The 18,714-nt window shown below is 63.8% G+C and carries 15 protein-coding genes; 5 read left to right on the top strand and 10 right to left on the bottom strand.

Features of this window, described 5'->3' with window-relative positions; translation table 11 throughout:
- Positions 1 to 66: 66 nt before the first annotated feature.
- From C4K40_RS29175 to betI, 5 genes are all read right to left on the bottom strand, one after another.
- Positions 67 to 1,404, bottom strand: coding sequence for a TldD/PmbA family protein (locus tag C4K40_RS29175; RefSeq protein WP_053134029.1), 1,338 nt, complete (start codon positions 1,402 to 1,404; stop codon positions 67 to 69).
- Complete coding sequence (locus C4K40_RS29170; RefSeq protein WP_053134032.1) at positions 1,404 to 2,846, bottom strand: TldD/PmbA family protein; 1,443 nt, start codon at positions 2,844 to 2,846, stop codon at positions 1,404 to 1,406. The genes C4K40_RS29175 and C4K40_RS29170 overlap by 1 nt, the downstream gene beginning before the upstream one ends.
- 244 nt (positions 2,847 to 3,090) lie before the next feature.
- Positions 3,091 to 4,794 (bottom strand): choline dehydrogenase, encoded by a 1,704-nt coding sequence (gene betA / locus C4K40_RS29165; RefSeq protein WP_022641537.1) that lies wholly within the window; start codon positions 4,792 to 4,794, stop codon positions 3,091 to 3,093.
- A 143-nt stretch (positions 4,795 to 4,937) separates the two neighbouring features.
- Positions 4,938 to 6,410: a betaine-aldehyde dehydrogenase gene (betB, locus tag C4K40_RS29160; protein WP_022641536.1), complete on the bottom strand. Its 1,473-nt coding sequence runs from the start codon at positions 6,408 to 6,410 to the stop codon at positions 4,938 to 4,940.
- Between the two features lie 106 nt (positions 6,411 to 6,516).
- Positions 6,517 to 7,110 carry a transcriptional regulator BetI gene (gene betI / locus C4K40_RS29155; protein WP_022641535.1) on the bottom strand — a complete coding sequence of 198 codons (594 nt, stop codon included), beginning with the start codon at positions 7,108 to 7,110 and terminating at the stop codon, positions 6,517 to 6,519.
- Positions 7,111 to 7,535: 425 nt separating this feature from the next.
- On the opposite strand from betI, the gene betT reads away from it, so the two are divergent.
- Complete coding sequence (gene betT, locus C4K40_RS29145; protein ID WP_031320648.1) at positions 7,536 to 9,533, top strand: choline BCCT transporter BetT; 1,998 nt, start codon at positions 7,536 to 7,538, stop codon at positions 9,531 to 9,533.
- Between the two features lie 166 nt (positions 9,534 to 9,699).
- On the opposite strand, the gene choV is transcribed toward betT, so the two are convergent.
- From choV to C4K40_RS29130, 3 genes are all read right to left on the bottom strand, one after another.
- Complete coding sequence (gene choV, locus C4K40_RS29140; protein ID WP_053134036.1) at positions 9,700 to 10,878, bottom strand: choline ABC transporter ATP-binding protein; 1,179 nt, start codon at positions 10,876 to 10,878, stop codon at positions 9,700 to 9,702.
- Positions 10,875 to 11,720 (bottom strand): choline ABC transporter permease subunit, encoded by an 846-nt coding sequence (choW, locus tag C4K40_RS29135; RefSeq protein ID WP_022641532.1) that lies wholly within the window; start codon positions 11,718 to 11,720, stop codon positions 10,875 to 10,877. The genes choV and choW overlap by 4 nt, the downstream gene beginning before the upstream one ends.
- A gap of 66 nt (positions 11,721 to 11,786) precedes the next feature.
- Positions 11,787 to 12,734 carry a choline ABC transporter substrate-binding protein gene (locus tag C4K40_RS29130; protein ID WP_022641531.1) on the bottom strand — a complete coding sequence of 316 codons (948 nt, stop codon included), beginning with the start codon at positions 12,732 to 12,734 and terminating at the stop codon, positions 11,787 to 11,789.
- A 429-nt stretch (positions 12,735 to 13,163) separates the two neighbouring features.
- Between C4K40_RS29130 and C4K40_RS29125 the strand changes: the two genes are divergently transcribed.
- On the top strand, positions 13,164 to 14,540 hold the full coding sequence (locus C4K40_RS29125) for an L-serine ammonia-lyase (RefSeq protein WP_053134039.1): 1,377 nt from the start codon (positions 13,164 to 13,166) through the stop codon (positions 14,538 to 14,540).
- 417 nt (positions 14,541 to 14,957) lie between these two features.
- Positions 14,958 to 16,061: a GlxA family transcriptional regulator gene (locus C4K40_RS29120; protein ID WP_022641528.1), complete on the top strand. Its 1,104-nt coding sequence runs from the start codon at positions 14,958 to 14,960 to the stop codon at positions 16,059 to 16,061.
- A gap of 22 nt (positions 16,062 to 16,083) precedes the next feature.
- Here the strand turns inward: C4K40_RS29120 and aac(6') are convergent, their stop codons facing one another.
- Positions 16,084 to 16,530 carry an aminoglycoside 6'-N-acetyltransferase gene (aac(6'), locus tag C4K40_RS29115; RefSeq protein ID WP_022641527.1) on the bottom strand — a complete coding sequence of 149 codons (447 nt, stop codon included), beginning with the start codon at positions 16,528 to 16,530 and terminating at the stop codon, positions 16,084 to 16,086.
- Positions 16,531 to 16,596: 66 nt separating this feature from the next.
- The gene (locus C4K40_RS29110) at positions 16,597 to 16,860 is read right to left on the bottom strand and encodes a hypothetical protein (protein WP_015637320.1); all 264 of its coding nucleotides are present in this window, start codon (positions 16,858 to 16,860) and stop codon (positions 16,597 to 16,599) included.
- A gap of 253 nt (positions 16,861 to 17,113) precedes the next feature.
- On the opposite strand from C4K40_RS29110, the gene C4K40_RS29105 reads away from it, so the two are divergent.
- Positions 17,114 to 17,533, top strand: a complete 420-nt coding sequence (locus C4K40_RS29105) for a DUF4952 domain-containing protein (RefSeq protein ID WP_053134042.1) — start codon at positions 17,114 to 17,116, stop codon at positions 17,531 to 17,533.
- Positions 17,534 to 17,763: 230 nt separating this feature from the next.
- A complete protein-coding gene (locus C4K40_RS29100; RefSeq protein ID WP_083456932.1) occupies positions 17,764 to 18,714 on the top strand; it encodes a TIGR03899 family protein in 951 nt (316 codons plus the stop codon).

Here is an 18,714-nt window from a genome sequence, read left to right as displayed (position 1 = left end):
AACAACGACAGAGGTAGGTTGCAAGCTTCGAGTTGCAAGCTTGTGGCTTGCAACTCTAGGCCGATTTTACAAGGTTAGCGTCAGGCGGCTGACCAGTGCCCCGGGCAGATGCATCGACGCGGTCTGGCGCTGGCCATAGGTGCTGGCCGAGAGCAGCAGCTCGCGTTGCTCGGTGAGCGCCTCGAGCTGCGAGCCCAGCAGACTGTAGACGCTGTCGTCGAAACGCATGGTGCTCACTGGCGCCTGGATCTCGCCGTTCTCCACCCAGAAGGTGGCGAAGCGGGTCATGCCGGTCAGTCGCGCCGCAGGCAGGTCCGAGTAGTTCAGGTACCACAGGTTGCTGATGTACAGCCCGGTGCCCAATTGCCTGAGGATGTCCTGCTGGGCCAACTGGCCGGCGGCCATGTCCAGGGCGCTGGGGTATTCGCCGCTGCCGGCGCCGTTGGCGGTCAGGCCATATTCGGCGGCGCTGCGCGAGTTGATCAGGCGCGCCTCGGCGGCGCCACTGGCGATCAGCGCCAGGTCGCTGCGCGGGTAGCCCTCGTCGGAAAACGCCGGGCTCAGGGAGCCGCTGACCTGCTCGCGTACCGATACCAGCGGGCTCAGGTTCGCGTCACCGGCATAGAGTTTCTGCAGGGCGCTGTGTTTGCTGGCGATGGACTGGGCCGAGAAGCTGCCCCAGGCCAGCATGCCCATGATCTCCTCCAGGGCCGCCGGGGCCAGGTAGGCGCGGTATTGACCGGGGGCCAGGGTCCGCAGCGGCCGGCCGAGGAACTCCAGTTGCTGGCGGGCCTGGTCGAAGCGCTGGGCGAAGGCGTCGCTGTTCCAGGCGTGTCCGGCGTAGCTGGCCTTCACCGCCTCGCCATTGTCGTGGAACAGGCTGAAGTCGAAGTTGAAGCTGTTGGCCTGGTGCCAACCGAAGGCCCCGCTGGAGCTGGCGAAACCACGGCTGATGGGGCCGGCGGCATAGATGCCGACCAGATCCAGGCCCGCGGCGGCGCGACCGATTTCCTCCACCACCTGCTCGCTGCCTGGCAGCGGACGGCTTTGCTCATGCTGGGACTGCCAGTGGGTGTGGTTGAGCATCAGGTAAGGGTCGGCCGGCAGCAGCGGGAGGGTTTCACGCAGTTGTTGCAGGCCCTCGGCCAGGCGCTGGCGGTCCACCTCGGGATCGTTGGCCAGGGTGATGTCGAGGTCGGCGTGGCGGCCATCGTCGATCAGCTTGAAGGTCAGGCTGGCCTGCTGCACCTGCCCGGCCTGGCGTACCTTGGCATGGTTGAAGCGGATGAACTCCGAGGCTTCGGCAGCGTAGCTCAGGGTGAATTGTTCCGACCCGCGGATCTCGTCCTTGAGCCATTGCACCAGCGTCTTGAACTGCTGGGCCTGATTGGTCGCGCTGGTCATCAGGCATCTCCTCCGAATACGTCGATCTTGCTGAATACACAGGCTGGGGAGGCGTGGCCAACGCGGATCACCTGGTTGGGTTCGCCCTTGCCGCAGTTGGGCGTGCCCAGGACCTGGAAGGTGCCACGGTTGCCGACGGCGCTGAGGTTGCGCCAGAACTGCGCGGAAATGCCCCGGTAGTTGGGGTTCTTCACCACGCCCTTGAGTTCGCCATTCTCGATCAACTGGCCCCATTCGCAGCCGAACTGGAACTTGTTGCGCGCGTCGTCGATGGACCAGGAGCGGTTGGTGGACATCAGGATGCCGTGCTCGATCCCGCCGATCAGCTGTTCCAGGGACTGCTCGCCAGGCTCGATGTTGAGGTTGGCCATGCGGTCGATGGGCGCGCGGTTCCAGCTGCTGGCGCGGCTGTTGGCAACGCCGTCCAGGCCGCTGCGGTACTGCGACAGGGCGCCGCCCAGGGGGCGTACCAGCAACCCTTCGCGGATCAGGAACTGCTTGCTGGCGGCGGTGCCTTCGTCGTCATGGCCATAGCTGGCCAGCTCCTCGGGGATGTCCGGGTCGAAGGTCACGTTGAGCAGCCGCGAGCCGTATTGCAGGTGGCCGAAGTCCGCCTGCTTGACGAAGCTGGTGCCGGCGTAGTTGCGCTCATCGCCAAGGATGCGGTCCAGCTCCAGGGGATGGCCGATGGACTCGTGGATCTGCAGCATCATCTGGTCCGGCATCAGCAGCAGGTCCCGCGGGCCTTGGGGCGTGTTGGGAGCCAGCAGCAGTTGCAGGGCCTGCTCGGCGACCCGGGGCGCGGCGCCCAGCAGGCCGCAGCGGCTGATCACGTCGCCGGCGCCCTGCTGGCCGAAATTCTCCCGGCCCAGGCTGCGGGTCTGGCTGTCGTTGCCGTCGTAGGCGGTGACGTCCAGGCCCGGGTAGACGAAACGCTGGGCCTGGCGCAACTCGGCTCCGGCGCTGTTGAGGTAGATCTGCTCGACCTGGGTCACGCCGATCCCTACCTGCCAGTTCACCAGGCGCTCGTCCTTGGGAACCGAAGCCGATTCGTCGCCCAGCAGTTGGTAGCAATCGCTCAGGGACGGGAAGGGCTGCTCGAGATTGGGCGAGAAATAATCGGCGCGGTGGCTGGAGACCGGTTGTTCGCGCAGGTCCAGCAGGGCGTGGGCGGCGATCACCCGGGCTTGCCGTTCGGCGCGGTCCAGGGCCGCCTGCAAGCCGCCTGGCGACAGGTCGTTGGTGGCGGCATAGGCCTCTACCCCAGCGACTCGCACGGTCAGCATCGCGCCTTCGTCGCGGCCCAGCCTGGGCGGTTCGGCGACATTCTTGCGTACCGACAGGTACTGGTCTGATTCGCGCACGTAGCGCAGGGAAAAGAACTCGGCGCCCGTGCGCAAGGCAGCGAAGCGCTGCTTGAGCTGGGGGTGAAAGTCGAACATGGATGACCTCCTTGTGAAGAGCAGGGGCTTGCGGGTCTTATCGACGGCGGGCCGGCTCCTACAGGTATAGGTCGCGCAGGGCTCGGGATAAAGTCCGTGGAACGCAGGGGGTGCAGCGGATGGGCAGACTGTAGCGGTTGCCTGTGGCTGCGATCAAGGACGCAGGCCGTGCAATGAACAGAAGGGGAGAGGGCGGGAAATCCAAGGAAATGGCGCCGGCCATTGCGGCCGGCGCCAATCGTGCTTACTGCGCGTTCGCGGCTACGTCGCGTACAGGCTTGCCACGTACCGGGGCTTCGCCGGCCACGTAGTAGGCAGCCTTGCTGCGCGGCAGCGGCTGGCGGCCACGGATCTTGTCGGCGATTTTCTCGGCCATCATGATCGTCGGCGCGTTGAGGTTGCCGGTGGTGATGATCGGCATGATCGAGGCATCCACCACACGCAGGCCCTGCATGCCGTGCACGCGACCCTGGCCATCGACCACGGCCATGTCGTCAGTACCCATCTTGCACGAGCAGGATGGGTGGAACGCGGTCTCGGCGTGCTCGCGGATGAATGTGTCCAGCTGTTCATCGGTCTGCACTTCGATGCCGGGGCTGATCTCGCGGCCGCGGTAGGCGTCCAGTGCCGGCTGCTGCATGATTTCGCGGGTCAGGCGGATGCCGTCGCGGAATTCCTGCCAGTCCTGCTCGGTGGCCATGTAGTTGAACAGGATGCTCGGGTGCTGGCGCGGGTCTTTCGACTTGGCCTGCACGCGGCCACGGCTCGGCGAGCGCATGGAGCCCATGTGGGCCTGGAAGCCGTGTTCCTTCACGCCGTTGGAGCCGTTGTAGTTAATCGCTACCGGCAGGAAGTGGTACTGGATGTTCGGCCATTCGAACTCTTCGCGAGTACGGATGAAACCACCGGCTTCGAACTGGTTGCTGGCGCCGATGCCGGTGCCCTTGAACAGCCACTGCGCGCCGATGGCCGGTTGGTTCCACCACAGCAGCGATGGGTACAGCGATACCGGCTGGGTGCACGCGTATTGCAGGTACAGCTCCAGGTGGTCCTGCAGGTTCTCACCGACGCCTGGCAGGTCGTGGACCACCGGGATGTCCAGGCTTTCCAGCAGGGCACGCGGGCCGACGCCGGAGCGTTGCAGCAGCTGTGGCGAAGCGATGGCGCCGGAGCTGACGATGACTTCCTTGCGCGCACGGGCTTCCACGCGCTCTTCGGTGCTGCCTTGCAGGTAGCTCACGCCTACGGCGCGCTTGCCTTCGAACAGGACCTTGTCGGTCAGGGCGTGGGTGACGATGGTCAGGGTGGAGCGCTTCTTGGACACGTCCAGGTAACCGCGGGCGGTGCTGGAGCGACGGCCTTCAGGGGTCACGGTGCGGTCCATCGGACCGAAGCCTTCCTGCTGGTAGCCGTTGAGGTCTTCGGTACGCGGGTAACCGGCCTGTACGCCGGCCTCGACCATGGCGTGGAACAGCGGGTTGTTGCCAGCCTTGGGCGTGGTCACTCGCACCGGGCCTTCGCCACCGTGGTAGTCGTTAGGGCCGATGTCGCGGGTTTCGGCCTTGCGGAAGTACGGCAGGCAGTCCAGGTACGACCAGTCTTCCAGGCCTGGCAGCTTGGCCCAGCCGTCGTAATCCATGGCGTTGCCACGGATGTAGCACATGCCGTTGATCAGCGAGGAGCCGCCCAGGCCCTTGCCACGGCCACATTCCATGCGGCGGCCGTCCATGTGCGGCTCTGGATCGGTCTCATAGGCCCAGTTGTAGCGACGGCCTTGCAGGGGGAACGCCAGTGCCGCAGGCATCTGGGTACGGAAATCGAAACGATAGTCCGGGCCGCCGGCTTCCAGCAGCAGGACGGTGACGCCTTCGTCTTCGGTCAGACGGGTCGCCAGGGTGTTACCGGCAGAGCCGGCACCAACGATGATGTAGTCGTATTCTTGGGCCATTGGAGCCTCCGTGGAGAGCTGCAAGCCTCAAGCTTCAAGCTGCGAGAAAAGGCAGCGAAGCGGGCTTGGCATTGAATGAGGGGCAGGCGGCAAGCCGGGCTAATGCCTTGGCTTGCCGCTGATAGCTAGCTACTTGCCGCTGCTCAGAATACTGAGCTGTAGTCGCCCAGCTCGACCTGCACCGACTTGATGCGGGTGAAGTTGTTCAGCGAGCTGATGCCGTTCTCACGGCCCACACCCGACTGCTTGTAGCCGCCGACTGGCATCTTGGCGTCGGACTCGCCCCAGGCGTTGATCCAGCAGATACCGGCTTCGAGCTGGTGGATGATGCGGTGGGCGCGGTTCAGATCGCGGGTGACGATACCGGCGGCCAGGCCGAAGTCGGTGTCGTTGGCACGACGGATCACTTCTTCTTCGGTCTCGTAGGTGAGGATGCTCATCACTGGGCCGAAGATTTCTTCACGGACGATGGTCATGTCGTCGGTGCAGTCGGTGAACACGGTTGGTGCCACGAAGGCGCCCTTGGCGAATTCGCCATCGGTCAGGCGCTCGCCGCCGCACAGTACGCGGGCACCTTCTTCCTTGCCCTTGGCGATGTAGCCCAGCACGTTCTCCATGTGGGCGAAGCTCACCAGCGGACCGAAGTTGGTGTTCTCGTTCTCTGGGTTACCGACGCGGATGCGGGCAACGCGTTCGGCGATCTTGGCTTCGAAAGCAGCCTTCAGATGGCTCGGTACGAACACGCGAGTGCCGTTGGTGCAAACCTGGCCCGAGCTGTAGAAGTTGGCCATCATCGCGGTGTCGGCGGCGCGATCCAGGTCGGCGTCGTCGCAGATGATCAGCGGCGACTTGCCGCCCAGTTCCATGGTCACTTCCTTGAGCGAGGAGCTCGAAGCGCTGGCCATGACTTTCTTGCCGGTGTCGGTGCCGCCGGTGAAGGAGACTTTCTCGATGCGCGGGTGCTCGGTCAGCCAGGTGCCGACTTCACGGCCGCTGCCGGTCAGGACGTTGAACACGCCAGCCGGTACGCCAGCCTCGGTGTAGATCTCGGCCAGTTTCAGGGTGGTCAGCGAAGTCACTTCGCTGGGCTTGAAGATCATCGCGTTGCCAGCGGCCAGGGCCGGGGCGGATTTCCACAGGGCGATCTGGATCGGGTAGTTCCAGGCGCCGATACCGGCGACCACGCCCAGTGGCTCGCGGCGGGTGTAGACGAAGGAAGTGTCGCGCAGCGGGATCTGCTCGCCTTCGATGGCCGGTACCAGGCCTGCGTAGTATTCCAGCACGTCGGCGCCGGTGACGATGTCGACGTACTTGGTTTCGGAGTAGGCCTTGCCGGTATCCAGGGTTTCCAGGGCGGCCAGCTCGTCGTTGCGCTCACGCAGGATGTCCACGGCGCGACGCAGGATGCGCGAACGCTCCATGGCGGTCATGGCGGCCCAGATCTTCTGACCTTTTTCGGCGCTGACCACGGCGCGTTCCACGTCTTCCTTGGTCGCACGTTGCACTTGTGCGAGAACTTCACCGTTGGCCGGGTTGATGGCATCGAAGGTGGCGTCGCTGCCGGCATCGGTGTAGCCGCCGTCGATGTAGAGTTTTTGCAGTTCAAAACGGGCCATAGTGTCCTCGCAAGTGCATTGAGTTATGGGCTTGGCCACCGAGCGTGCCCTTGGATTCGGGCGCGCTGATCAGTGGCGTGCAGAGGCCGAGCGTCTTGGTTGTGCTCTAGCGCTCCTGCTTAGCCAGTTGTAGATCCATGTATTCGTAAGCAATCCGTATCGCCTGGTCGGTGTCGAATGCATCACCCGACAGGGCGCCACGCAGCCACAAGCCGTCGATCAAGGCCGCCAGGCCGCGGGCTGCCTTGCGCGCATGGTAGAGCGGCAGGACGCGGCGGAACTGGCAGCACAGGTTGGAATACAAGCGGTGGTCGTTGATCCGCTGCAACCTGTGCAAATCGGGCTGGTGCATGCTGGAAGCCCAGAAGGCCAACCAGGTTTTCATTGCCGGGCCGTTCACCTGGCTGGCATCGAAGTTGCCCTCGATGATCACCTTCAGATGAGCGCGCGGACTGTCGTCCGTCAGGGCCTGGCGGCGTGCTCTGACGCCTTCGTTGAGCATGCTCATGATGTAACCCATCGTCGCTGCGATCAGGCCGTTCTTGTCCCGAAAGTAGTGACTGATGATGCCGTTCGACACTCCGGCCAAACGGGCGATCAGCGCAATGCTGGCGTCCCCCATCCCGACCTGATCGACCGCTTGTAGCGTGGCTTCGATCAACTGCTGGCGGCGTATGGGTTGCATACCGACCTTGGGCATCTGCTACCTCTCCTTAGGCCCGCCGGCAGACGCATGACGGCTGTCGGCTTGCGGGCCAGTCTATTTTGTTTTGATTGAACGTTCAATCAACAAAGAATAAGATCTGCGACAAATCGTCGCTGCCTACGGATTCTTCCCGCATGTAGACGGCGGAAAACGACCTCCGAAAAAGACCGCACCCCAGGGATGGCATGGCGTGAACCGGTAAGGACGGACGTGTTGAATGGGCAAGACGCTTCAGGCCTGACGCCGAACCAGCGGTTCGAGTCGAGGCCGGGGACGCTGGTTCGCAACGCAGCCGCCGTGGGTCCGGGCTTTTTTCGGGGTGTCTTTATATCACCCGACGATCGGCTGCCAACTAACCGATTGGTCGGGTGCCGTGTTGCCTTGTGTCCTTCTCTCGCACTGCCTGGAGCATCTGTGCAATGAGTTCTGCCTCTCTTATAAAGACCCCGCCGGAAAAGGTGCGGGTCAACGGTTGGGTGTTCTACACCTCGACCGCGCTGATCCTGTTGTTGACTGCGATCCTGATCATCGCCCCGCAAGAGGCCGGCAAAATGCTGGACGTTGCCCAGGCATGGTTGTCCCGCAGTTTCGGCTGGTACTACATGCTGGTGATCGCCGCCTACCTGGTGTTCGTGGTGGGCCTGGCGTTCTCTTCCTACGGCAAGCTCAAGCTGGGGACCAAGCAAGACACCCCGGACTTCAGCTATGGCGCCTGGGCCGGGATGCTGTTCTCGTCCGGCATCGGCATCTCGCTGCTGTACTTCGGTGCGTCCGAGCCCCTGGACCACTACTTCAATCCGCCCGAAGGCGTGCCAGCCAGCAACCAGGCCGCGCGCCAGGCGCTGCAACTGACGTTCCTGCACTGGGGCCTGCACGGCTGGGCGATCTATGCCCTGGTGGGCCTGGCGGTGGCGTACTTCGCCTACCGGCATAACCAGCCACTGGCCCTGCGTTCGGCGCTGTACCCGCTGGTGGGCGAGCGCTGGGTCAAGGGCGCGGCCGGCCACGCGGTGGACGGTTTCGGCATGTTCGTGACCCTGCTGGGCCTGGTGACCAACCTGGGCATCGGCTCGATGCAGGTATCGTCCGGCCTGGAAAACCTGTTCGGCATGGAGCACAGCAACACCAACCTGCTGATCGTGATCATCGTCATGAGCACGGTGGCCACCATCGCCGCAGTGTCCGGGGTGGAGAACGGCATTCGCCGCCTGTCCAACCTGAACATCGTGCTGTTCAGCGGCTTGCTGATCTTCGTCCTGCTGTTCGGCCCGACCCTGCACCTGCTCAACGGCTTCGTGCAGAACATCGGCGACTACCTCAACGGCGTGGTGCTCAAGACGTTCGACCTCTATGTGTATGAAGGCGACAGCGCCAAGTCCGATCGCTGGCTGGGCCTGTGGACCCTGTTCTACTGGGCCTGGTGGATTTCCTGGGCACCTTTCGTGGGCATGTTCATCGCTCGTATTTCCCGTGGCCGCACCGTGCGCGAGCTGGTGGCTGGCGTACTGCTGATCCCGCTGGGCTTCACCCTGGCCTGGCTGTCGATCTTCGGCAACTCGGCCCTGGACCTGGTGCTCAACCAGGGCGCGGTGGAACTGGGCAAGACCGCCCTGGAACAGCCGTCCATGGCCATCTACCAGTTGCTCGAGCATTACCCGGCGTCGAAGATCGTCATCGGTGTGTCGATCTTCGTGGGCTTCGTGTTGTTCCTGACCCCGGCCGACTCCGGCGCGGTGATGATGGCCAACCTGTCCTGCAAGGGCGGCAACGTCGACGAAGACGCCCCGCACTGGCTGCGGATCTTCTGGTCGGTCGTGATCACCCTGGTGACCGTCGGCCTGCTGTTCGCCGGTAACTTCCAGGCCATGCAGACCATGGTGGTGCTGGCTGGCCTGCCGTTCTCGGTGGTGCTGGTGTGCTTCATGTTCGGCCTGTACAAGGCCATGGCCCAGGACACCCGGGTCGAGCAGGAACAAGCGGAACTGGCGGCCCGCGGCCGTCGCGGTTTCAGCGAGCGCCTGACCCAACTGGACCTGCAGCCGACCCAGGCAGTGGTCCAGCGCTTCATGGACAAGCACGTGACCCCGGCGCTGGAAGAGGCCGCGACCCAGTTGCGCAACCAGGGGCTGGATGTGCAGACCCTGCTGGGCAAGTCCAAGCGCTGCATGGGTGTACGGATCGAGATGGAAGAGGGCAACCCTTTCGTCTATGAGGTGAGCCTGGACGGTTACCTGGCGGCGCCGAGCGAATCGGCCGATGCGCCGGAAGAGCGTGCACGCTACTACCGTGCCGAGGTCTACCTGCACAACGGCAGCCAGGAGTACGACCTGATGGGTTTCACCCAGGAGCAGATCACCCGTGACGTGCTCGATCAGTTCGAAAGCCATCGGCAACTCCTGGGCCGGGTCTACAGCTAAGTCCTGAAGTAGACGCGGGCCCGGGCTCACCGGGTACCGCGTCGCCCGCGAAGCGATGTGTGGCGCACCGCTACATCCGCTCCTGCAACAGGTGCAAGCCACACCCTCTATTCCCGCTCAAACGACAACGCCGCGACCTGAGTCGCGGCGTTTTCGTTTGCGGCCATCAGCCCAGGTTCTTGCCGAGCAGCGCGTGGTAGAGCTCGCTGTCGCCGAGGATCCCCACCACCTTGTGGTTATCGTGGAGCACCAGCTTGTTGCCGGTCTGGTAGCGGATCTGCAGGGCCTCGCGCATGCCGATACTGGAATCCACCAGGGTCGGGCGCCGGCCCAGCTCTTCCACCGATTGCCCCGGCACCCAGTTCTGCAGGTCCAGTTGCGAGCCGTTGCGCCGGGCGCCCTTGATGGTGTTGCCCTCGGCCAGGTCCAGCCAGGAGTCGCCACCCGGGTCCAGGCACACCGAGCCGTTGACCCGCTTGCAGTTGTCCAGGCTGCGCATCAGGCTGCGCCCGCACAGTACGTTCAACGGGTTGGTATGGGCGACGAAGGTGCGCACGTAGTCATCTGCCGGGTTGAGCACGATCTCTTCGGGCTTGCTGTACTGGATGATCCGCCCGTCCTTCATGATGGCGATGCGGCTGCCCAGTTTCAGGGCTTCGTCCAGGTCGTGGCTGACGAACACGATGGTCTTGTTCAGCTTGCGCTGCAGCTCCAGCAACTCGTCCTGCAGGCCCTGGCGAATCAGCGGGTCGAGGGCCGAGAAGGGCTCGTCCATCAGCAGGATGTCGGCGTCCATGGCCAGGGCACGGGCCAGGCCCACGCGCTGCTGCATGCCACCGGACAGCTCGTCCGGCTTCTTGTTGCGCCACTGGGTCAGGCCCACCAGCTCCAGCTTCTCGTCCACCAGCTTGCGCCGCTCCTTCTCGGGGCGGCCCTGCATCTCCAGGCCGAAGCTGATGTTCTCGCGCACCGTCAGCCAGGGCATCAGGGCGAACTTCTGGAACACCATGGCGATGCGCTTGGTGCGCATCATCTTCAATTCCGCCGGAGTGCAGTGGGCGATATCGATGTGCTTGCCTTCGTGTTCGACGAACAATTTGCCGCGGCTCACGGTATTGAGGCCGTTGATGCAGCGCAGCAGGCTCGACTTGCCCGAGCCGGACAGGCCCATCAGCACGCAGATCTCGCCCTTGTTGATGTCCAGGTTGGCCTTTTCCACGCCGACCACCAGGCCGGTCTGCTTGAGGATCTGCTCGCGGGTCTGGCCCTTGTCCAGTAGTGCCAGGGCCTCGCGCGGCTTGTTGGAGAAGATGACGTCGACGTCTTCGAAACGAATGATGCTCATGCCTCACCCCTTGCCGGCAGTTCCGGCTGCTTGCAGATACGGTCGAGCATGATTGCCAGCAACACGATCGCCAGGCCCGCTTCGAAGCCCAGGGAGATATCGGCGGTGTTCAGTGCGTTGACCACGGGTTTGCCCAGGCCGTCGGCGCCCACCAGGGCCGCGATCACCACCATCGACAACGACAGCATGATGCACTGGGTCACGCCGGCGGCGATGCTCGGCATCGCGTGGGGCAGTTCGATCCGGGTCAGCAACTGGCGCCGCGAACAGCCAAAGGCCTTGCCGGCATCCAGCAGCTCTTGCGGCACGTCGCAGATGCCCAGGTAGGTGAGGCGGATCGGCGCGGCGATGGCGAACACCACGGTGGAAATCAGCCCCGGGACCACGCCCAGGCCGAACAGGGTCAGGGTCGGGATCAGGTAGACGAAGGTCGGCACGGTTTGCATCAGGTCCAGCACCGGGCGCATGGCGGTGTAGAACATCGGCTTGTGCGCGGCGAGGATGCCCAGCGGCACGCCGATGACCACGCAGACCAGGGTGGCGAAAGTCACCTGGGCCAGGGTCTCCATGGTTTCTTGCCAGTACCCCAGGTTGAGGATCAGCAGGAAGGACAGCACGACGAATACGGTCAGGCCCCATTTGCGCTGGATCATGTGCGCCAGCAGGGCAATCAGGCCGATCAGGGCCAGGGGGTTGAACCAGGTCAGCGCGAAGGTCACGCCGTGAATCATGGCCTCAAGGGTGGTGGCGATCGCATCGAAGATGCTGGCGCCGTGTTTCGTCAGCCACTCGACGAAGGCCGCGATGTACTGGCCCAGGGGGATTTTCTGATCAGTGAGCATGGTAATGAACGTCCGCATGCAATGGAAAAACAGCCCGGGCGGGCCAGCCCGCCCGGCGTCAGCGACTTACTGGGCAAGCTTGGCTTTGACGGCCTCCAGGCCTGGTTTGCCATCGATGGTGGTCACGCCGGCGAGCCAGGTGTCGAGTACCTCGGGGTTTTTCTTGAGCCAGGCCTTGGCGGCCGCGTCAGGCTTCATCTTGTCGTCCAGCACGTTGCCCATCAGGGTGCTTTCCATGTTCAGGGTGAACGACAGGTTCTTCAGCAGTTGCCCGACATTGCTGCACTCCTGGACATAGCCCTTGCGGGTGTTGGTGTAGATGGTCGCCTGGCCGAAGTTGGGACCGAAGAACTCATCGCCACCGGTCAGGTATTTCATCTTGAAGCGGGTGTTCATCGGGTGCGGTTCCCAGCCCAGGAACACCACCGCGGTATCGCGGCGCTGGGCGCGCTCGACCTGGCTCAGCATGCCCGCCTCGCTGGACTCGACCACCTTGAAGCCGGCGTCCTTCAGGCCGAAGGCGTTCTTGTCGATCATGCTCTGGATGGTGCGGTTGCCGTCGTTACCCGGCTCGATGCCGTAGATCTTGCCGTCCAGCTCGGTCTTGAACTTGGCGATGTCGGCGAAGTCCTTGAGGCCCTTGTCATACAGCGCCTGGGGCACCGCCAGGGTGTACTTGGCGTTCTCCAGGTTGGCGCGCACGGTCTCCACGGTGCCGGCATCGCGATACTGCTTGATGTCGTTTTCCATGGTCGGCATCCAGTTGCCGAGGAATACGTCCATGTTCTTGCCGTCGGCCAGGGACTTGTAGGTCACCGGCACGGAAATCATCGTGGTCTTGGTCTTGTAGCCCAGGGCGTTGAGCACGACGCTGGTGGTGGCGGTGGTCACGGTGATATCGGTCCAGCCGACATCGGAGAAGTTCACGGTACTGCATTGCGCCGGTTCTGCGGCCTGTGCCAGGAACGGCAGACTCAGCATGGCGGCCAGCAACAACGAGGGGGAACCTTTCATAGAGGGGGGACTCCTGGATGTTCTTCTTGGCGGCGTTCGGACCGCGCTTATTGAGTGTGGCGGTTGGTGTGTCGGGAACAGCTCTACCACCGTGCCTTGCAATCGAGTCGAGACTGATCATGTACCAGTGAAAATCTGTCGCCTACCGGGTGCGTCGTATCCAGTACAGGGAGGGTCGCATCCAGTGTCGGTGAGGTCGCATCCAGCGTTTTTGCGCAGTTTTTCCTGCGTCCGGGCGGCAAAAACGCCCGAATCCGACCCTGGCGCCTGGCGGCGTTGGTGGGCATGAGCGAGTCGGTGTCAGACGTCGGCAAACCCGGCAAAAGCCCGATGATGCGCCCTTCTCGGCGGATTGCAGCTTGAGCGTAGCAGCTCCGTCAGTGGGCGTTTTCGGCGCCCGGACTGTGCTCATCGAGGAGTTATCCAGGCATGGCTATCAGTGTGTTCGACCTGTTCAAAATCGGTATCGGCCCGTCCAGTTCCCATACCGTCGGCCCCATGCGCGCCGCCGCGCTGTTCGTCCAGGCCCTGGGCCAACGGCAGCAGCTGGAGCAGGTGCGGCGGATCGAGGTACGGCTGTACGGGTCGTTGTCGGCCACCGGCATCGGCCATGGCAGCGATAACGCGGTGATCATGGGCCTGATGGGCGAATGGCCGGACGCAATCGACCCGTCGCTGATCGGCACCCGCATCGACTTGCTGCGGGAAACGTCCACCTTGCTGCTGGACGGGCGCCTGCCGCTGCCGTTCGTCTGGTCCCGGGACATGCTCCTGCTGGAGCAGAACCTGCCGTTCCATCCCAATGCCATGACCCTGGTGGCCGAAGGCGAGGGCGGGGAACTGCATCGCGACACTTATTATTCGGTGGGCGGCGGTTTCGTCGTCGACCAGGCCCAGGCCGACAGCGGTGTGGCGGACCTGGACCGCAGCGAACTGCCCTATGATTTCTCCAGCGCGGTAGAGCTGCTCGAACTGTGCCGCAGGCACAACCTGCGGGTGGCCGAGCTGATGCTGGCCAACGAGAAGACCTGGCGCTCGGAGGAAGAAATCCGCAGCGGGTTGATGGCGCTCTGGCGGGCCATGCAGGACTGCGTGGAACAAGGCCTCAAGCACGAAGGCACGTTGCCGGGCGGACTCAATGTACGGCGCCGGGCGGCCAAGCTGCACCGCAGCCTGCAGGAGTTGAACAAGCCCAATGTGATCGGCTCGACCCTGAGCGCCATGGAGTGGGTCAACCTCTATGCCCTGGCGGTCAACGAAGAGAACGCCGCCGGCGGACGCATGGTCACTGCGCCCACCAATGGTGCGGCGGGGATCATCCCGGCGGTGCTGCACTACTTCATGAAGTTCAGCGAGGAGGTGACCGACGCCAACGTGGTGGACTTCTTCCTCGGTGCGGCGGCCATCGGCATCCTGTGCAAGAAGAACGCCTCCATCTCCGGTGCCGAGGTCGGTTGCCAGGGCGAGGTCGGCTCAGCCTGTGCCATGGCGGCGGCAGGCCTGGCGGAGATTCTCGGCGCCAGCCCCGAGCAGTTGTGCAACGCCGCCGAGATCGGCCTGGAGCACAACCTCGGCCTGACCTGCGACCCGGTGGGCGGGCTGGTGCAGGTGCCCTGCATCGAGCGCAACGCGATCGCCGCGGTGAAGGCGATCAATGCCGCGCAGATGGCCCTGCGGGGCGATGGCCAGCACTTCATTTCCCTGGACCGGGTGATCCGCACCATGCGCGATACCGGCGCCGACATGCACGACAAGTACAAGGAAACCTCCCGCGGCGGCCTGGCGGTCAGCGCCGTGGAGTGCTGAGCCGCCAGCCGCTGCGCGCAAACGGCCCATCGGCGCGGGAGGACGCCACCTTTTAGCGCGTCGTGATTAGACAAGTGGCCCATGGCGCCGGCGGACATTCCCGTTCGTCGGCCCGTTGCGCTTTGAGTGACACTCGGCTGTGGCCTGCACGCGCGACGGCTCTACGAGTGCTACCTAACTGCTCACCGTCCTCGGTCGGCATCCGCCGGCCTTCCCCCGCGCACTGCTTATCCGCACTTAGACAAGGGCTATATAGACGCGTCGCGACGTCGTTTTCAGGAGTTATTGAATGCCCATTCAACTTTAGGCATGGCAATTGCTCTGTGATGACCAAGCCGGTTTCCATCGAGGGACGGGCACCAATAAAAAGAGCCTCCGCCTGAGGCCATCACCCGCTTTGTGTGAGGAGATATCGCGATGACGTCGTTCAACTCCGGGGCCCAACCCCAGAACCGTGCGCCTCAATCCATCGGTTTCTTGCTGCTGGATAATTTCACGCTGATTTCCCTGGCCTCCGCAGTCGAACCACTGCGCATGGCCAACCAACTGTCCGGTCGCGAGCTGTATCGCTGGACCACCCTCAGCGTCGATGGCGGCCAGGTCTGGGCCAGTGATGGCCTGCAAATCACTCCCGACGCCTCCATGCACAAGGCTCCCAGCCTGGATACCGTGATCGTCTGCGGCGGCATCGGCATCCAGCGCACCGTCACTCGCGAACATGTGTCCTGGCTGCAGAGCCAGGCCCGCCAGTCCCGGCGCCTCGGCGCGGTGTGCACCGGCAGCTGGGCCCTGGCCTGCGCCGGCCTGCTGGACGGCTTCGATTGCAGCGTGCACTGGGAATGCCTGGCGGCGATGCAGGAAGCCTTCCCCCGGGTGGCCATGAGCACCCGCCTGTTCACCCTCGATCGCAACCGCTTCACCAGCTCCGGCGGCACCGCGCCGCTGGACATGATGCTGCACCTGATCAGCCGCGACCACGGCCGCGAGCTGTCGGCGGCGATCTCGGAGATGTTCGTCTACGAGCGCATCCGCAACGAGCAGGACCACCAGCGCGTGCCGCTCAAGCACATGCTCGGCACCAACCAGCCCAAGCTGCAGGAAATCGTCGCGCTGATGGAAGCCAACTTGGAGGAGCCGATCGACCTCGACGAACTGGCGGTGTACGTCGCGGTATCGCGCCGGCAACTGGAGCGCCTGTTCCAGAAGTACCTGCACTGCTCGCCATCGCGCTACTACCTCAAGCTGCGCTTGATCCGCGCCCGGCAACTGCTCAAGCAGACGCCGATGTCGATCATCGAAGTGGCCTCGGTCTGTGGTTTCGTCTCCACCCCGCACTTCTCCAAGTGCTACCGCGAGTATTTCGGCATTCCGCCACGGGACGAGCGCATCGGCTCCAACACCACCCAGCAGGTGGCGATGATGCCGCTGCCCCAGGCCATGGTCCTGGCGCCACTGTCCGGGCCACTGTCGGCCCTGAGCCAGGCGCGCAACGAGTCGACCTTCGCCAGCGTGCGTCTCTAGGCGCGGTCGCAGGCCGCCCCGGTCACAGCGCCTTCTTGAAATACACCACGCGCTCGGTTTCCTCGAAGCCGAGCGCGCGGTGCAGGGCGTGGCTGACCAGGTTGTCCAGGCTGGCGTCCGAGGCGATTTCCACGCAGCCCTGCTGCCGTCCCCATTGACTGACCTGTTCGATCAGGCGCTGGGCCGTGCCCTGGCGCCGATGCTCGGGAGCGACGTAGATACCTTCCAGAAACACCACCGGCGAGCTGTCGGTGCCATTGACGTAGTCGTGGCGCAACGACGCCTCGGCCAGGCCCAGCGTTTCACCGTCGGCGGCCTGGGCCAGCCAGCAGCCGTAGCGTGCGGGCTCGGCGAGCATCTGGCGGATTTCTTCCCGGTGTTCCTCGGGTGGGCAATGGGGCCACAGGCCCAGGCGCAATTGCAGCCAATGGCCGGGATCGGCGGCTTGGCCGGGCAGGATACGGATCATGGGCGGTTGCCTGTGCAGTACAAAGAGGTGCGTACTCTAGCAACCGGCCCACGGCCCCGGGGCGATTCAGGCGCGTTTTTGCTGTTGGTACTCGGCCAGGGCCGGCAGCAACTGGCGATCGATGGCCTGGCGCACGGCAGGAAGAATGGTCGCGTTGCCGGTGAGCATCTGCTCGACCATGCCCTTGAGGGCCTTGGCCCGGGCATCGCTCAGCCCCCGAACCGCACATTCGCAGGCCTGCTCGGCACTGGCGCCTGCGGGCATCTCGAAACCCAGGGCCCGGAGTTGCCCCAGCAGGTCGTCCTGGTCAATCAAATCCGCATGCATCATGGCGCTTGTCCTTGTTCAGGGAGTGGGGTCGCCAGCCGATTCTGGTAGGGCGTCCGGGTGGCGGCAAGGGTAGATTGTCGCGATGGCCCGTTTACCTATGAACAGGTCGTTTTCGGCTAAGTCGGCCCCGTGGACTTGCCTGAATGCCTCGCCGCCAGGTCGCAGAAACCGTCACTGCAAACGTCGACCACAGGTATCCTGCACCAGCGGCCGACGGGTGGCCGCCGATCCGCAAACCATGGAGCAGGAATCGATGAAAGTGCTGCTAGCAGGGGCCCTGGCATGGGGGTTTTCCAGTGGGGCCTGGGCGGGCCCAGAGTGTGCCGACTTTCTGCGGGCCGACGCCGATCCTCCTAAGGTCCTCGAGTTTGTCGGTTGTGAGTCCGTGCCCCAGGAGCAGGGCGCGCCGTTGATCGCCGCCTACCGAGTCGAAGGCCGGCATGCCCACGCAGTGGAGCGTTACCTGCAGCGCCTCACCGGGGACATGAGCGACTTGAAGTTCGTCTGCTGTGGCTGGGAGACCCAGGGCTCCAGCTCCTATCGGAGCCTGGCCAGCGGCCGCCGCTACGAGCTGGGCATGGGTTCCGAAGAAACGCCCTATAACCGCCGGGAAGACTGGGACAAGATCGGTTACTTCCATGTGAGGGTAGTGCTGTACACCGAGGGGCCTTGAAGCGTCCGCGATGGCCCTTTTACCTATGGGCAGGTCGCATTCGGCTAATCGGCGCCCGGGCAGAGTGGGCAGACTGGAGCCAGCTAACGGCAGAACGGTTTGGTCACCTTCTCACCGCAGCTCCTCAGCAGTAGTCCCTGCCTCGATCCTGTCACGGCTTGATCGGGGCTTTTTTATGCGCTTGGCGGTTATGCGATAGTGCGCCTGGTTCAACTTTCGCGAGATTGCCCATGGATGAGGAAGCGCCAGTGTCGGACAAGGTACTGAACAAACTGATCGAGACGATTTCCAACGGCTGCGGCCACCTGTACCGGCCCATCGGCCTGCGTCGTGATGCCGATGCCCAGGCCTATAGCGTGCTGAAGCTGGGCCAGGCCAGGACCGAAGCGGAAATCCAGCGTGAAGAGGCGTTGCTGGCGGCGGACCACCAGCGCCGTTCGGTGATGCTCCAGCATGAGGAAGAGCTGGCCCGGCGCAGCGCCAAGCGCAGGTTGCACCAGGAGCTGTTGAAGCAGGAAAACCTCGAGCGGATCTTTGCCCAGGCCCTGGAAAACCCTCCCGAGTCGGCGGACGAGCAAAGTGTCGACCAGGATTGGCTGACCGACTTCGTCGAGCGTGCGCAGAAGATCTCCTCGCAGCAGATGCAGGCGCTGTGGGCCAGGATCCTGTCCCTGGAAGTGGGCAATCCGGGCAGTTTTTCCGTGCGTGCGATGGACGTTCTCAAGAGCATGACCGCCGCCGAAGCGAACGCTTTTCGCAAGTTGTGCGCGATCGCCAGCAAGCTGGGCAAGGGCAGTGCCCCGGTGGTCCTGGTCAATGGCCGACGCAAGCTGCGCTGGTTCAATGCCCTGGCAGACATCGATTTTCAAGACCTGGAATTGCACCGCTGTGGCATTCCCCTTACAGACCGGCTCGCACTCCAGGCACTGGGCCTGATCCATGCCAAGGAACTGTGCATTTCCGATCTGCCAGCGGCCACCGTGCTGGATTTCGACCTCTACTCGAAGTCCCTGCGGGTTGAAGTGTTGAAGAACAAGTCGACCCTGGCCTTCATCAACTTCACCGGCGTGGGCGCCGAGCTTTACCAGCTCGTGGATGAGGAGGTGAACCCCAAGTACGTCGAGTTGCTCCAGGACAAGTTGCAGAAGGTCGCCAAGGTCGAACTGATCGACCGTCCCTGA

Source organism: Pseudomonas sp. CMR5c (assembly GCF_003850545.1).
Lineage (GTDB): Bacteria > Pseudomonadota > Gammaproteobacteria > Pseudomonadales > Pseudomonadaceae > Aquipseudomonas > Aquipseudomonas piscis.
This window is presented reverse-complemented; position numbering and strand designations above follow the sequence as displayed.